A 14510-nucleotide genomic window follows, 5' to 3' on the forward strand; every position below is an offset into this window, starting at 1 on the left:
ATGGCCATAATCCAGTTATCAAATATAAAAAAACGGTATGACAACGGCATTCTGGTCATTGATGATTTAAACTTAACTGTTGCTGATAAAGAACTTCTTGTTCTTGTCGGTCCTTCAGGGTGTGGGAAATCAACCTTATTGCGTATTATAGCAGGACTTGAACAAGTTACTTCAGGTGAATTATGTATTGATAACGAACGCATCAATGATCGTGAACCAGCTGATCGTGATATTGCTATGGTTTTTCAAAATTATGCTCTTTATCCCCATATGACAGTTCGTGGAAATTTAGAATATGGTCTTAAAAATCGTAAAACCCCTAAAGAAGAAATTAAAAAACGCATCGCACATGCTGCAAAACTTTTGGAGATAGAACCATTTCTTGATCGTAAACCACGACAATTATCAGGAGGACAACGTCAGCGTGTTGCAATGGGGCGTGTGATTGTACGTCAACCCCGTGTTTTTCTCTTTGATGAACCTCTTTCAAATCTTGATGCAAAATTACGGGCGCAAATGTGTATTGAAATAAAAACACTACAGCGTTCATTAGGAACAACCAGCCTCTATGTTACCCATGATCAACTAGAAGCTATGACATTAGCTGATAGAATAGTCGTTTTGAATAAAGGAGCTATCGAGCAAATTGGAACACCAATGGAAATTTACGACACTCCAGCAACAACATTTGTTGCTGATTTTATTGGTTCTCCTCCTATGAATTTTCTTGATCGCCATGTCTTAGAACAACATTTAGGGCATTCATTGTCTTATGGCGAAGAAACTGATCTTTTAGCATTCAGACCTGAAATAATCTTATTAGGCGAACATCCAGATAAAGGACCTGTCTTTCACACAAAAATTGAGCTTATCAAGCCTATTGGAACAGGTTGCCATGTTTTAACGCGCTGGAATGATATCATCTTTACGATTGAAATAAAAGAACGCTTGACACACGACTATGGTCAAAAACTAAGTTTTACTGTCGCTCATCAGAATTTTCATACTTTTAATAAAAACACTGGAAAGCGCACAAATAATAAGTAAGCATTAATTGATGTGACACGACTTTCTTTTATGTTGCGTCATGATAATGTTGTGTTTTGACTTTCTCGATTACATTTACAAAATCAGGTTGTACCCGATGTGATTAAAAACAAAATTTTAAAAGTTTTGGTAATGATCTATTGTTCCATGGCGCTGAGAGTGTCAAAATATTTATATGAAGAAAATTTGCATTTTCACGGTCTGTAAGAAGAATATTATTTTCAAACCTCAAACATAATAAAATCATTTTCATTATAAAAAATATCAATATAAAATAACCATTCATTAACCATATGTTTCTTGATGTAATAATTTATGTATCTTATAAAAAGTAAATGAGGGAAATAGAGGGAACCAATAATTCACAGATGAGAGGGGATGCGCCCCATATCTTAGCTCTGATCCCTAACATAAGAAGTCTATTTGATCCAAAAAATACGACGCTGTTCTAAATAGCCTGTACGAGAATAGGCATATTTTATTTTACCGCTGACCATATGATCTTAAATGGTTTCAGAGCTTCTATAAGAAGCTTTTATTTTTTCTCATGTAAATCACTATGCAATTTTCAGCTAGGGTATCTGGTCAGTTGCAAAAGAAATCACTGAGAGATAGAAGGCGCGCTTGTTTTAAAATTTTCATTACTTTTAATGATAAAAGCAGATGAAACACATCTGTAACATCCCATCAAATTTTCTATATTCTTGAGTTAAAAAATTGCCTATAGATCATCCTTAGACAGATCTTTATGAATATGACATAAGGGATTGGTGCGAATACCTATAAGAATTAGCAGGGACAAAGACAGTTATCTTGTTGTTTTGCAAAGCATTTTATAAAAGCTGATATATTTTTTTTAATATATTGCCAGTATATTAATGGTTTTATGATATTGCATTCTTATAAAGTGCGTACTTTTTTGTTGCTTATAAACCAACCTAAACTTTATACAACAGTATGTTTGAGACAAATATGAAGACGGTTCAGTGCTGTATTCAGTTTTTTATCTCTTTTGTAGAAGATCTTAATGTTTTGTGATGGCATCAATGATGGTATTCACATTATGTTCCATCATATCGAGATAAGTTGCTGCGGGGCCATTTTTATTTGACAATGCATCAGAATAAAGTGTCCCACCAATTTTCAAACCTGTTTCTTTTGCAATTTGTTTTATGAGACGGGGATTAGAGATATTTTCAACGAATAGTGCAGCTGCTTTATTTGCCTTAATTTGTTTGATAAGTTTAGCAACATCGGCTGCGGTTGCTTCAGCTTCTGTTGAAGCACTTTGAGGGGCGAGGATAGTAAAACCGTATTCTTTTGCAAAATAGCCAAAGGCGTCATGAGATGTGATAATGATACGTTTATCTTTAGGGATGGTAGTAATTTTTGTTTTCAGGGTATCTTGTGCTATTTTAAGTTTTTGGATGTAGGTTTCGGCATTTTTTTTGTAGCTTGTGCAGGATTGTGGATCGATTTTACAAAAAGCAGCAGCGATATTCTTCACATAGATTTTGACATTGGGAATTGTTTGCCAAGCATGTGGATCAATAACGCTGTGGTGATGATGGGCGTTATGTTCTTGATTTTTCATTTTGAGGGAGGGAATGTTAGCGCTAACTTTGACAAGAAGTGCTTTTGTACCGCTTGCTGTAATGAGGCGATCAATGAATCCTTCTAAATGAAGTCCGTTGATGAAAATAATTTGAGCATTTCTAAGAGCTTGAACATCATGGGGGGTAGGTTCATAAGTGTGGGTATTTGCATTGGGACCTACAAAAGTGGTCATAGAGATATGGTTGTCTCCTACATTTTTTACGAGATCTGCGAGAATAGAAAAGCTCGCAACAACTTTGATTTTATTGTTTGCAGAAGCAGAAAATGGAGAAAAAGAAAGCAATAAAGCTCCAAGAAGAACAAATTTTTGAGCAAACTTAGGCACATTTTTTTCCTTAAAGTGAGGAGGTATAAAAGAGGTGGGGAAACCATGTTACAATAAGTCCACGTGGACTTATCAAGCAGGAAAAAAGATAAATAAATCCTGCGGCAATGATGATCGCAGGGCCGGAGGGAAGTGAAAGATGAAAAGAAAGCAGGAGACCACATACGCTAGAAATGATTCCAAAAAGAGTGGAAAGTGCGCAAATAGGGCCTAGCCGTGAAAACCAAAAACGGGCTGTAATAGCTGGAATCATCATAATGCCAACGGAAAGTAATGTTCCTAGTGATTGAAATCCTCCAACCAGATTCAACACCACAAGTCCAAGCAATGAAATATGAATATATTTACTCAATGGAGAGAGTGATTTAAAAAAGAGGGGGTCAAAGCTTTCTAAAACGAGTGCACGCCAAAAAATACAAAGGCTGCATAGTGTAATCAGCATTATAGTAGTGATTAACCAGAGGGCTTGTGCATCAAGTGCAAGAACCGATCCGAATAAGAGATGAAGCAGCTCAATTGTTGAGTCTTTTAGTGAGATAATAATGACACCTGCCGCGAGTGCAATAAGATAAAAGACAGTCATGGATGCATCTTCTTTCTGAAAGCTATTTCGTGAAATTAAAATGGTTGCTAAAGCGACAATAATACCAGCGAAGATGCCACCAAGTGTCATAGATATGAGGGAAAAGCCACAAATCAGAAAAGCAGTTGCAACACCAGGAAGAATGGCATGAGAGATAGCATCTCCTGTCAAGCTCATTCCACGGAGCATCAAAAATACACCAACAGGACAAGCGCTAATAGACAGGAAAATAGAACCGATAAGGGCGTTTTGCATAAATTGGAAATCAACAAAGGGAGCAAGAAAAAATGCATACACGTCTTATAACCTAAGAAAGAGAGGATCATTGATGGGAAGATTTTGTTTTTGTGCGCTAATAGGAAAAGAATTGGATGTGAGAGGTGGCATAACGTGATGAATAGTGTTGTTTAAAAACTGTGTTGTTTCTCCATAAAAGGCGTTTTGTTGATTAATTTGAATCATTTGGGGGAAAAATTCTTGCACGATGAGAGGGTTATGGAGTGCTGTGAGAACTGTGCGTCCTTGCTGTTGCCAGTATGTGATCAGTGCAAGAAGATCTTTTTGGGTCTTATGATCTACACCATTAAAAGGTTCATCAAGCAAAATAATATTGGCATCTTGCACAATGATACGTGCGAAAAGAGCGCGTTGTAATTGCCCGCCTGATAATGTTTCAAGCGAACGGGGTGCGAGTTCTGTAAGCCCAACCATTTCAAGCGCATTTTGAATCTGAGAATCATAAGGGCGCTGGCTTTTCCATAATCCACAAAAAGACCACAGCCCTGTTTTTACAAGCGTTTTCACATCAATTGGAAATGTTTGATCTACATCACATTGCTGAGAAAGATAAGCAATGCGGCTTTTTTTTGGTTTTGTAATTTTTCCCTTAAGAGGTTTAATCAATCCGGCGATGGCTTTTAGCAGTGTCGATTTTCCAGCGCCATTATCACCTGTTATTGCGACCAATGAACCAGCTTTTAACTTCGCTGAAAAGTTCTTTATTGCTATTCTATTTCCATAGCCTAATGTTGTCTTATTGAAGTGCAGATCCATATTTTTTACCATCGTTGCTTATTATTTTGGAAACTATGTAATAATATAACGTTTGTCAATAAAATGTTATATTATTACATAATTTTGAGGACTGAAAATTTTAGTGTGAAGATCGTGGAAAATTAAAAATAATAATTGAATTCACCTTGACGAAAGAGAGAGAGTATATACTATATATAGTATCAAAATGATTGGTGATTCTAAATAAGCACAAGAGAGGGTGTTAGTGTGTTTCGTTTGGTATCTAAGTTATTTCCATTATTGTAAAGAGTTTATTGACCAAGGGCATAGCAGTATTTTTGCTGAAGGATCTCTTTTGGAAGGATTCCTTTCGTTTTTGTAATTGATTTTTGCCGAAAAAGAGTAAAACAGAGCTCTTGAAAAACGGTAGTTTAGAACGTTAGTTTTTTAGACAGCAGGAGGGAATTGTAATGCAAGCAAAAGATTGTTTATAACTGGGGGGCTTTGCCATTTAAGTTATAGAATAATCGCTTATTCTCATCATAGTCTTTGAAGTTATTTGATGAGGAATTCTGTTATGTTCAGGAAGCTGTGTACTATTTGAAAATAACCACATGTTTTGCGTACAATTTCTGTTTTTTTGTTATTCTTGAGTACTTATAAAATTATTAGATTGACCCTTTAGGGTTGATTATTTGGAATTGTGAAAGTTGAAGAAAATGTCGATCACTATTTATAGCAAACCATCTTGTGTCCAATGTGATGCTACACGCCGTGCTTTTGATGCAAAAGGCATTCATTATCGCGTTGTTGATATTTCTTGTGATGAACAAGCATACAGTTTTGTTCAATCTCTGGGGTATCGTCAGGTTCCTGTCGTTGTTTGTGGTGAAAATCATTGGTCTGGTTTTAGACCAGATATGATTAGTGGTCTTTGTGCTTAATGGGGCTTATTGTTTATTATTCGAGTGCAACGGGTAATACAGAACATTTTGTCTCGCAACTTGGTCAACGACTCTTCAAAATTGATAAAAGAAAGCCTTCTGCATTGGTTGGTGAACCTTATGTACTGGTTGTTCCTACATATGCAGATGGTGAAGGAAGAGGAGCAGTGCCGAAAGCCGTTATCCATTTTCTTAATGAAGCTGAGAACCGAAAATTAATTCGTGGTGTCATTGGTGGTGGGAATCGTAATTTTGGTTGTTATTATAATTTAGCAAGTAAAATCATTGCTGAAAAATGTTGTGTACCTTGCCTTTATCGTTTTGAGCTGCGTGGAACTGATGAAGACGTTCTTTATGTAAAAAAGGGATTGGAAAGATTTTGGAAACAATTGGTATAGGACAATCGCAGAAATCGGATCAGATTACTGATTATCATGCGCTGAATGCAATGCTTAATCTTTATGATGAAAATGGTCATATTCAATTTGATATGGATCGACTTGCCGCACGGCAGTATTTCCTTCAGCATGTTAATCAAAATACAGTTTTTTTTCATAACCTGAAGGAAAAAATAGATTACTTAATAGAAGAAGGTTATTATGAAAAAGCTTTATTTGATCTTTATGATTTTTCTTTTATTAAAAAGCTTTTTAAACGTGCTTATGCATTTAAGTTTCGTTTTCCTACTTTTTTAGGCGCATTTAAGTACTATACCAGCTATACATTAAAGACTTTTGATGGGAAACGTTATCTTGAACGTTATGAAGATCGCGTCTGTCTTGTAGCTTTATATTTGGCACAAGGAAATAAATCTCTTGCTGAAAATTTTGTGGATGAAATTGTTACAGGCCGGTTTCAACCGGCTACACCGACATTTTTAAATGCTGGGAAAAAACAACGTGGTGAATTGGTTTCGTGTTTTTTGCTACGTGTTGAAGATAATATGGAATCGATAGGTCGTTCGGTTAATTCGGCTTTGCAGCTTTCAAAACGTGGTGGAGGTGTGGCGCTTTGTTTAACCAATTTGCGGGAAGCTGGAGCACCAATTAAGCAAATAGAAAATCAGTCCTCAGGTGTCTTACCGGTGATGAAACTCTTAGAAGATTCTTTTTCTTACGCCAATCAGCTTGGGGCACGACAGGGGGCTGGAGCTGTTTATTTGCATGCCCATCATTTAGATATTATGAAGTTTTTGGATACAAAGCGTGAAAATGCTGATGAAAAAGTTAGAATCAAAACGCTTTCGCTTGGTGTCGTTATTCCTGATATTACTTTTGAGCTTGCACGGAATAATGAGGATATGTATCTCTTCTCATCTTATGATATCGAGCGTGTGACAGGTAAGCCCTTTAGCGATATTTCTTTAACGGAGCATTATCGTTCTTTTGTTGATAATGCAAAGATTCGTAAAAACAAAATAAGTGCACGCGTTTTTTTCCAGACATTAGCAGAAATTCAATTTGAATCAGGTTATCCCTATATTTTATTTGAGGATACTGCTAATCGATCGAATCCGATAGCTGGGCGCATAAGTATGAGCAATTTATGTTCAGAAATTTTGCAGGTGAGTGAGGCGAGTGAACTGGAGACAGATTTAACTTATCGCACGATTGGAAGTGATATATCCTGTAATCTTGGATCTATGAATATTGCCAAAGCAATGGAAAGTCCTGATTTCGGACAGACCGTGGAATCTGCTGTTCGTGCCCTTACTGCGGTTTCGGATATGAGTAATATTGCCTGTGTGCCTTCCATTGCGAAAGGCAATGCTGAAAGTCATGCGATTGGTTTGGGACAAATGAATTTGCATGGGTTTCTAGCGCGTGAACAGATCTATTATGGGTCTCCAGAAGCGATAGATTTTACCAATATCTATTTTTATATTGTGACATATCACGCCATACGGGCTTCCAATTTGATTGCACGTGAACGTCAAGAAATGTTTGCAGGGTTTGAAAAATCAGCTTATGCAGATGGACGTTTTTTCGAAAAATATATTGAAAAAGAATGGAAACCGCAATTTGCGCTTGTGCAAGAGCTTTTTGCGCGGAACAATATTGTTATCCCAGATCAAAAGGATTGGCAGGAACTGAAAAAATTAGTCATTGAGTATGGGCTTTATAACCGCAATTTGCAGGCAGTTCCACCTACGGGATCTATTTCCTATATTAATCATGCCACTTCTTCTATTCATCCAATTGCTTCAAAAATTGAAATTCGCAAAGAGGGAAAAATTGGGCGCGTTTATTATCCCGCTCCTTATATGGATAATACGAATTTAAATTTTTACCAAGATGCTTATGAGATTGGTCCTGAAAAAATTATAGATACCTATGCTGCTGCAACACAGCATGTTGATCAAGGTCTTTCATTAACATTATTTTTTCCTGATACCGCTACCACACGTGATATTAACCGCGCACAAATTTATGCCTGGAAAAAGGGTATAAAGAGTATTTACTATGTACGATTACGGCAAGTAGCGTTGAGTGGAACAGAAGTTGATGGCTGTGTTTCGTGCAGTTTATAGGAGATCATCATATGACAAAGATTACAACCAAAAATCCTGTTGTGTGCGCTGTTAATTGGAATAGATTACATGATGAGAAAGATCTTGAAGTATGGAACCGCTTAACTGGGAACTTTTGGTTACCTGAGAAGGTTCCACTTTCCAATGATATTCCCTCATGGTCAAGCTTAACAGATGAAGAACGTAAATTAACAATTCGTGTTTTTACAGGACTAACGCTTTTAGATACAATTCAAAACACCGTAGGAGCCATTTCGCTTCTGGCTGATGCAATAACAGAGCATGAGGAGGCAGTGTTGACGAATATTGCTTTCATGGAAGCGGTTCATGCACGTTCTTATTCCTCTATTTTTTCAACCCTTTGTTCGACGGTAGAGGTTGATGATGCGTTTAGATGGTCAGAAGAAAATATTCATTTGCAGAAAAAGGCTAGATTAGTACTTGAGCGTTATGAAGCAAATGATCCACTTAAGAAAAAAATTGCTTCGACTTTGCTGGAAAGCTTTTTATTTTATTCTGGCTTTTATTTGCCCATGTATTGGGCCAGTCGCGCTAAGTTGACCAATACAGCAGATCTCATTCGATTAATCATTCGTGATGAAGCAGTCCATGGTTATTATATAGGTTATAAATTCCAATTGGGCTTTGCAAAGCTTGATGAAGCCAAAAGACAAGAAATTAAAGATTTTGCTTTTAACCTGCTCTTTGACCTTTATAATATCGAGTGCAAATATACTGAAGATCTTTATGATGCACTTGGATTGACAGAAGATGTTAAAATTTTTCTTCATTATAATGCTAACAAGGCTTTAATGAATTTAGGTTTTGAAGCTCTTTTTCCCCCTGAGGTTTGTCGTGTTAATCCCGCTATTTTGGCAGCTTTATCACCAAACTCTGACGAAAATCATGACTTTTTTTCAGGGGCAGGTTCTTCTTATGTCATTGGCAAGGCGGTTGCTACCACGGATGATGATTGGGAATTTTAATGTTTGCATGCAAATAGAAGTGCGCGGGGTATTCCACTTAGATCTTTACGCACTTCTAAACATTGAAAACCATTTTTTTTAAATAAATTGCAGACTTCATTTTCTTGAGAGTAACCAATTTCAACAGCGACATAGCCGTTTTCTTTTAAGTAGTTGGCTGCTTCATGGGCGAGTTTTCGATAAAAATAAAGTCCATCTTCCCCTCCTATCAGGGCGCGCAATGGGTCATGTAAGCGCACTTCTTTTGCAAGTTTTTTGATATCTTGTGCGGGAATATAAGGTGGATTGGAAACAATGAAATCAAAGCGATCTGCGACAGCATCAAACCAGTCGCTAAGAAGAGGTGTGAAGCGGTGTGCTACTTCAGCATTCTTTGCATTTTTTTTCGCTGTTTTAAGGGCATCTTCAGAAATATCGACTGCCACCGCATAGGATTGGGGAATTTGTTTAAGGAGTGTAATGGCAATGGCGCCACTTCCTGTTCCCATATCAAGGAATGTTGTTCTTCCCGAATTTTCGACCTGTTTTTGGAGAAAAGGGAGAACAAGATCTATCAGCGTTTCTGTATCAGGACGAGGTTCTAACGTCTCTTGAGACAATGTAAAAGATATACCATAAAATTCTCGTGCTCCTATAATACGATAGACGGGTTCGCCTGCAATACGCCGTTGTAAAGCCTGTTCTATTTGTATAATATGCTCAGAAGACAGATGCATATCTGGTTTAGAAATTCTTTCAGCAGCATTTATTCCTGTTATCCATTCAACGAGTATTTTCGCATCGAGATCGGCTTCAGCAATTCCTTTCGTGCGCAATTTTTCTTGCATTTGTTGGATGACATTCTTGAAAGAATATTTTCTCAATTATTATCCATTTCCATCAGCAGTGTTGTTTGATGATCTGAGATGAGTGCATGAAGAAGCTCATCAAGATCTCCCTCTAGAATGCGATCAAGCTTATACAAGGTTAGATTAATACGGTGATCCGTGACACGTCCTTGTGGAAAATTATAGGTACGAATACGTTCTGAACGATCACCAGAACCAACTTGGCTTTTACGAGAAGCTGAACGTTCACTTTCCGCTTTTTGTCGTTCGATATCGAATAAGCGTGCCCGTAAAATTTGAAGGGCTCGTGCTCGGTTTTGATGTTGTGATTTTTCTGCTTGTACGACCATAATTCCTGTTGGAATATGCGTGATACGAACAGCTGAATCCGTTGTATTAACATGCTGTCCTCCTGCTCCAGATGCACGCATTGTGTCAATACGAATATCTTCAGGGCGAATATCAATATCAATTTCTTCAGCCTCCGGAAGGACTGCAACGGTAGCAGCAGATGTATGGATACGTCCACCGGTTTCTGTTTCGGGGATGCGTTGCACACGATGAACCCCTGATTCATATTTCAATTTAGAAAAGACACCTTTTCCTGAGATAGTAGCAATAATCTCTTTATATCCGCCAACTTCTCCCTCACTGAGTGAAATAACTTCTACTTTCCAATGGTGAGCATGGGCATAACGTTCATACATACGGAAAAGATCACCGGAAAAAAGTGCTGCTTCTGATCCACCTGTTCCTGCTCGAATTTCAACAATAGCGTTTTTTTCATCAGCAACATCTTTAGGCAAAAGCAGAATCTGGAGTTCTTTTTCAAATTGCTCTACTTTTTTATATAACAATGGTAGCTCTTCTTGGGCAAGATTACGCATCTCTATATCTGTTTGTTTATCATTGATAATCGTTTCTAATTCTGTAATCTCTCCGTAAAGAGCATTTAATGCGCGTATAGAGGCAATAACGGGTTGTAGTTCTGCATATTCAGAAGCTAATTTGACATATGTTTCAGCATTTGGATTAGTCGTCATTTGGCTTTCAATTATTTCAAAGCGCTTTTCAAGCTGTCTCATACGATCTTGTGGCAAAGAAACCATGATAATATTGGCCTAATTTTTCATAATACAATTTTTATAATATTTTGTTGCAATGATTTTTCGTTATAATGCTGACAATGAATTACCGTATAGCATCATACAAAAAGGGGTAATAGAGCAAAAAAATTTTTTTGCCAATGGAAACTGTTATATCTTAAAGGTAAATTTTTATAAAACTTGATTTACCTCAGGTATTTTATCTAATGATATATAATCACTTTTTTAAGAGTTTTTTTTTCCGTAAAGTTCAAGGCGGTGATGAATAATATCATAGCCAAGGGACTTTGCAATTTCCTCTTGCAGCTTTTCAATAACATCAGAATGAAACTCGATAACTTGTCCTGTTTCTATATCAATGAGATGATCATGATGTTGCCCATCTGCTTGCTCAAAACGAGATGGACCACCACTAAAGCTATGGCGATGAATTGTTCCATTTCCTTCTAATGTTTTCATGGTTCGATAAACAGTTGAGAGTGAAATACTCGAATCTATTTTGTTTGCACGCTGAAAAATCTCAAATGCATTGGGATGGTCATTTGTATCAGCCAAAATATCAAGAATAACTCGTCGTTGACGTGTTACTCTTAAACCAGCTGTGCGCAATTCTTGCTCATAATTTCGCTTTTTATTCATTTTCATAGTTTGCTTTTCAAACAAAGGCTCCATGACAGTGTTTGTATTTTTTCTCTGAACCGCAAGGACAACGCTCATTACGTCCAACTTTTCCCCATGTGGTTACATCGTTAGGGTCACGATCTTGTGGATTAACAAATCTATTTTCTTGTGATCGTGCCCATAAGGTGGGAGCATTTTCTTGACTTTGATCATTAAAAACAGAAGAAGCAGCATCAGTTTGCTCAGGCATGGTCGGTTCTGTAGGTTGTTGAATGATTTCAAAGCGCATAAGCTTAGAAGTGACAATTCTGCGCAAATTTCTCAACATACTTTGAAAGAGTTCAAAAGATTCTGTCTTATATTCATTGAGCGGATCCCGCTGCGCATAACCACGAAAACCAACAACAGAACGCAAATGGTCTAAACTCACCAGATGTTCACGCCATAACGTGTCAATAGTTTCGAGCAATACTGCCTTGTGAAAATAAGCCATAACTTCTGGAGAATAGCGTTCAGTACGTTCATTTTCAAGTTTTGTAACAGCATCTGATACACGCTCTAAAATCTGCTCCTCGGCAATTCCATCTTCTTTTGCCCATTCTCTTACTGGAAGCTCAAGATTAAAGAGTTGTTGAAGTTCTTCTTCGAGAGTTTTTACATCCCATTTTTCAGAATATGTCCCTGATGGAATATAAGCCTCTACGAGATCCTCTACGACTTCATTGCGCATTTCAAGGATCATTTCTGATAAATCATCTGCGTTCATGATCTCCATACGCTGTTCAAAAATAACCTTGCGTTGATCATTCATGACATCATCATATTTTAGCAGATTTTTACGAATTTCAAAGTTTCGTGCTTCGACCTTTTTTTGTGCTTTTTCAAGGGCTTTATTAATCCATGGATGGATAATAGCTTCATTTTCTTTCAATCCAAGTTTTTGCAGCATACCATCCATACGATTGGAGCCAAAGATACGCATAAGATCATCTTGAAGAGAGAGAAAGAATTTTGAGCGACCTGGATCGCCTTGGCGACCAGAACGTCCACGAAGCTGGTTATCAATACGACGGCTTTCATGACGTTCCGTCGCAATGACGTAAAGACCACCAGCAGCTAAAGCTTTGTCTTTAAGCTTCTGAACATCTTTTTTTATTTCTTCAATTTTAGCTGTCCGCTCTGGACCTTCGGGGATATCCTGTAACTCTTGTCGGATGCGCATTTCAACATTACCACCAAGCTGTATATCCGTACCGCGTCCTGCCATGTTGGTTGCGATGGTGAGAGCTCTAGGAACTCCTGCTTGCGCAATGATGTACGCTTCTTGTTCGTGATAGCGAGCATTTAAGACTCTAAAATCGGTAATGCCTTCTTTTCGCAAACGCTCTGCCAATTGTTCTGACTTTTCAATAGAGGTTGTTCCAACAAGAATAGGCTGTTCTTTTTCGTGTGCTTGACGGATATCACGCACAATTGCCCGATATTTCTCTTCTGCTGTTCGATAAATTTCATCATCTTCATCAATACGTTGTATTGGCAAATTTGTAGGGACTTCAACAACGTCAAGACCATAAATATTTCTGAATTCTTCGGCTTCTGTTGTTGCAGTTCCAGTCATTCCAGATAATTTCCTATACATACGGAAGTAATTTTGGAAAGTGATGGAAGCAAGTGTCTGGTTTTCTGGTTGAATAGCAACATGCTCCTTAGCTTCTAACGCTTGATGAAGTCCTTCAGAATAACGCCGCCCAGGCATCATTCGCCCTGTAAATTCGTCAATAATAACGATTTCATCATTGCGAACAATGTAATCTTTATCGCGAGCAAACAGTTTATGAGCTTTTAGAGCATTATTGACATGATGAACGATAGCGACATTTTCTATGTCATAAAGACTTTCACCTTTAAGATGTCCAGCTTGTTCGAGCATTTTTTCAATTTTTTCAGTACCAACTTCGGTAAAAGTCGTTGTTTTTTGTTTTTCGTCTATTTCATAGTCTTCTGGAGTTAAGGCAGGAATAAATGTATCAATAAGGTTATAGAAGTCAGTACGATCTTCTAGAGGACCAGAAATAATAAGGGGTGTACGGGCTTCATCGATAAGAATCGAATCAACTTCATCAACAATCGCGTAATGATGTCCACGTTGGACCATTTGACTACGATCGAAGGCCATATTATCACGCAAATAATCAAAACCTAGTTCATTATTTGTAGCATAGGTGATGTCGCATGCATAGGCCTCTCGGCGGGCATCACTATCAAGATCATGAAGAATCACGCCTGTTGTAAGCCCTAGAAAACTAAAAATTTTCCCCATTGTTTCAGCATCACGACTGGCGAGATAATCATTTACTGTCACAACATGAACGCCTTTACCTTCCAATGCATTGAGATAAATTGGTAAAGTTGCCATTAATGTTTTACCTTCACCAGTACGCATTTCAGCTATGCCACAGTCGTGAAGGACCATTCCACCAATAAGTTGCACGTCAAAAGGACGCATGTCATAAACACGTTTTGCGGCTTCACGAACAGTTGCGAAAGCTTCTGGTAAGAGCAAATCAACACTTTCACCTTCACTAAGACGTTTACGAAAGGCATCTGTTTTTTGGCAAAGCTGCTCATCACTTAATTTTACAAATTGTTCTTCCAAAGCATTAATTTGTGCAACTTTTTGGCGGAGTGCTTTGAGACGTCGCTCATGAGCTGAACCAAAAAACTTACGGGCAAAAACACCTAAACTGACCATCTCTGGCCCTTTCTTTTAATTGTTGTCACTCTTGTTGGGTAATTCATACGCTTTCCCCATACTCTACATTTTCTTCAAGTTATCTGATATTATTAGAGACATCATGAAATGCAGATGGTACCATTATACTTGTTGGTGTGCAATTTTTCACTTTAATT

At 37.6% G+C, this 14510-nt stretch carries 12 protein-coding genes; 5 read left to right on the forward strand and 7 right to left on the reverse strand.

The window, feature by feature from the left end; translation table 11 throughout:
• Positions 1–1047 carry a sn-glycerol-3-phosphate import ATP-binding protein UgpC gene (locus ACFIKH_RS02980; RefSeq protein ID WP_375626722.1) on the forward strand — a complete coding sequence of 349 codons (1047 nt, stop codon included), beginning with the start codon at positions 1–3 and terminating at the stop codon, positions 1045–1047.
• A 1024-nt stretch (positions 1048–2071) separates the two neighbouring features.
• Here ACFIKH_RS02980 and ACFIKH_RS02985 read toward each other — a convergent pair.
• From ACFIKH_RS02985 to ACFIKH_RS02995, 3 genes are read right to left on the reverse strand one after another with little or no spacing between them, the layout of a single operon-like run.
• Positions 2072–2989, reverse strand: coding sequence for a metal ABC transporter solute-binding protein, Zn/Mn family (locus ACFIKH_RS02985; protein ID WP_375625593.1), 918 nt, complete (start codon positions 2987–2989; stop codon positions 2072–2074).
• Between the two features lie 10 nt (positions 2990–2999).
• Positions 3000–3869, reverse strand: coding sequence for a metal ABC transporter permease (locus ACFIKH_RS02990; protein WP_375625594.1), 870 nt, complete (start codon positions 3867–3869; stop codon positions 3000–3002).
• Positions 3870–3872: 3 nt separating this feature from the next.
• Positions 3873–4625 carry an ABC transporter ATP-binding protein gene (locus ACFIKH_RS02995; RefSeq protein WP_375670969.1) on the reverse strand — a complete coding sequence of 251 codons (753 nt, stop codon included), beginning with the start codon at positions 4623–4625 and terminating at the stop codon, positions 3873–3875.
• Between the two features lie 680 nt (positions 4626–5305).
• Between ACFIKH_RS02995 and nrdH the strand changes: the two genes are divergently transcribed.
• Genes nrdH through nrdF form a run of 4 tightly spaced genes read left to right on the forward strand, consistent with a single transcriptional unit; the run spans position 5306 to position 9046 of the window.
• A complete protein-coding gene (gene nrdH, locus ACFIKH_RS03000; protein ID WP_005774163.1) occupies positions 5306–5530 on the forward strand; it encodes a glutaredoxin-like protein NrdH in 225 nt (74 codons plus the stop codon).
• Positions 5530–5928: a class Ib ribonucleoside-diphosphate reductase assembly flavoprotein NrdI gene (nrdI, locus tag ACFIKH_RS03005; protein WP_012754607.1), complete on the forward strand. Its 399-nt coding sequence runs from the start codon at positions 5530–5532 to the stop codon at positions 5926–5928. The genes nrdH and nrdI overlap by 1 nt, the downstream gene beginning before the upstream one ends.
• Entirely contained in the window at positions 5910–8060 is a 2151-nt protein-coding gene (nrdE, locus tag ACFIKH_RS03010; protein WP_375626727.1) for a class 1b ribonucleoside-diphosphate reductase subunit alpha, read from the forward strand. The genes nrdI and nrdE overlap by 19 nt, the downstream gene beginning before the upstream one ends.
• Before the next feature lie 11 nt (positions 8061–8071).
• Positions 8072–9046, forward strand: coding sequence for a class 1b ribonucleoside-diphosphate reductase subunit beta (nrdF, locus tag ACFIKH_RS03015; protein WP_273722534.1), 975 nt, complete (start codon positions 8072–8074; stop codon positions 9044–9046).
• Here the strand turns inward: nrdF and prmC are convergent.
• The 4 genes from prmC to secA form a co-directional block, all read right to left on the reverse strand.
• The gene (prmC, locus tag ACFIKH_RS03020; protein ID WP_375625599.1) at positions 9043–9909 is read right to left on the reverse strand and encodes a peptide chain release factor N(5)-glutamine methyltransferase; all 867 of its coding nucleotides are present in this window, start codon (positions 9907–9909) and stop codon (positions 9043–9045) included. The genes nrdF and prmC overlap by 4 nt on opposite strands.
• Complete coding sequence (gene prfA / locus ACFIKH_RS03025; protein WP_375625601.1) at positions 9906–10982, reverse strand: peptide chain release factor 1; 1077 nt, start codon at positions 10980–10982, stop codon at positions 9906–9908. Before prfA ends, prmC begins: the two co-directional genes overlap by 4 nt.
• Before the next feature lie 222 nt (positions 10983–11204).
• The gene (locus tag ACFIKH_RS03030; RefSeq protein WP_375625603.1) at positions 11205–11696 is read right to left on the reverse strand and encodes a Fur family transcriptional regulator; all 492 of its coding nucleotides are present in this window, start codon (positions 11694–11696) and stop codon (positions 11205–11207) included.
• Positions 11635–14352 (reverse strand): preprotein translocase subunit SecA, encoded by a 2718-nt coding sequence (gene secA, locus ACFIKH_RS03035; protein WP_375626732.1) that lies wholly within the window; start codon positions 14350–14352, stop codon positions 11635–11637. The genes ACFIKH_RS03030 and secA overlap by 62 nt, the downstream gene beginning before the upstream one ends.
• Positions 14353–14510 lie beyond the last annotated feature (158 nt).

The sequence above is a fragment of the Bartonella sp. SD1336NMGDW genome, assembly GCF_042193565.1.
GTDB classification, from domain to species: domain Bacteria; phylum Pseudomonadota; class Alphaproteobacteria; order Rhizobiales; family Rhizobiaceae; genus Bartonella; species Bartonella grahamii.

Excerpts from the sequence above, each read along its gene's own strand:
- ACFIKH_RS02980 (WP_375626722.1), top strand. The coding sequence starts at position 1 with ATGGCCATAATCCAGTTATCAAATATAAAAAAACGGTATGACAACGGC.
- prfA (WP_375625601.1), bottom strand. The coding sequence starts at position 10,982 with ATGGTTTCTTTGCCACAAGATCGTATGAGACAGCTTGAAAAGCGCTTT.
- ACFIKH_RS03030 (WP_375625603.1), bottom strand. The coding sequence starts at position 11,696 with ATGAGCGTTGTCCTTGCGGTTCAGAGAAAAAATACAAACACTGTCATG.
- nrdF (WP_273722534.1), top strand. The coding sequence starts at position 8,072 with ATGACAAAGATTACAACCAAAAATCCTGTTGTGTGCGCTGTTAATTGG.
- nrdI (WP_012754607.1), top strand. The coding sequence starts at position 5,530 with ATGGGGCTTATTGTTTATTATTCGAGTGCAACGGGTAATACAGAACAT.
- ACFIKH_RS02995 (WP_375670969.1), bottom strand. The coding sequence starts at position 4,625 with ATGGATCTGCACTTCAATAAGACAACATTAGGCTATGGAAATAGAATA.
- secA (WP_375626732.1), bottom strand. The coding sequence starts at position 14,352 with ATGGTCAGTTTAGGTGTTTTTGCCCGTAAGTTTTTTGGTTCAGCTCAT.
- nrdH (WP_005774163.1), top strand. The coding sequence starts at position 5,306 with ATGTCGATCACTATTTATAGCAAACCATCTTGTGTCCAATGTGATGCT.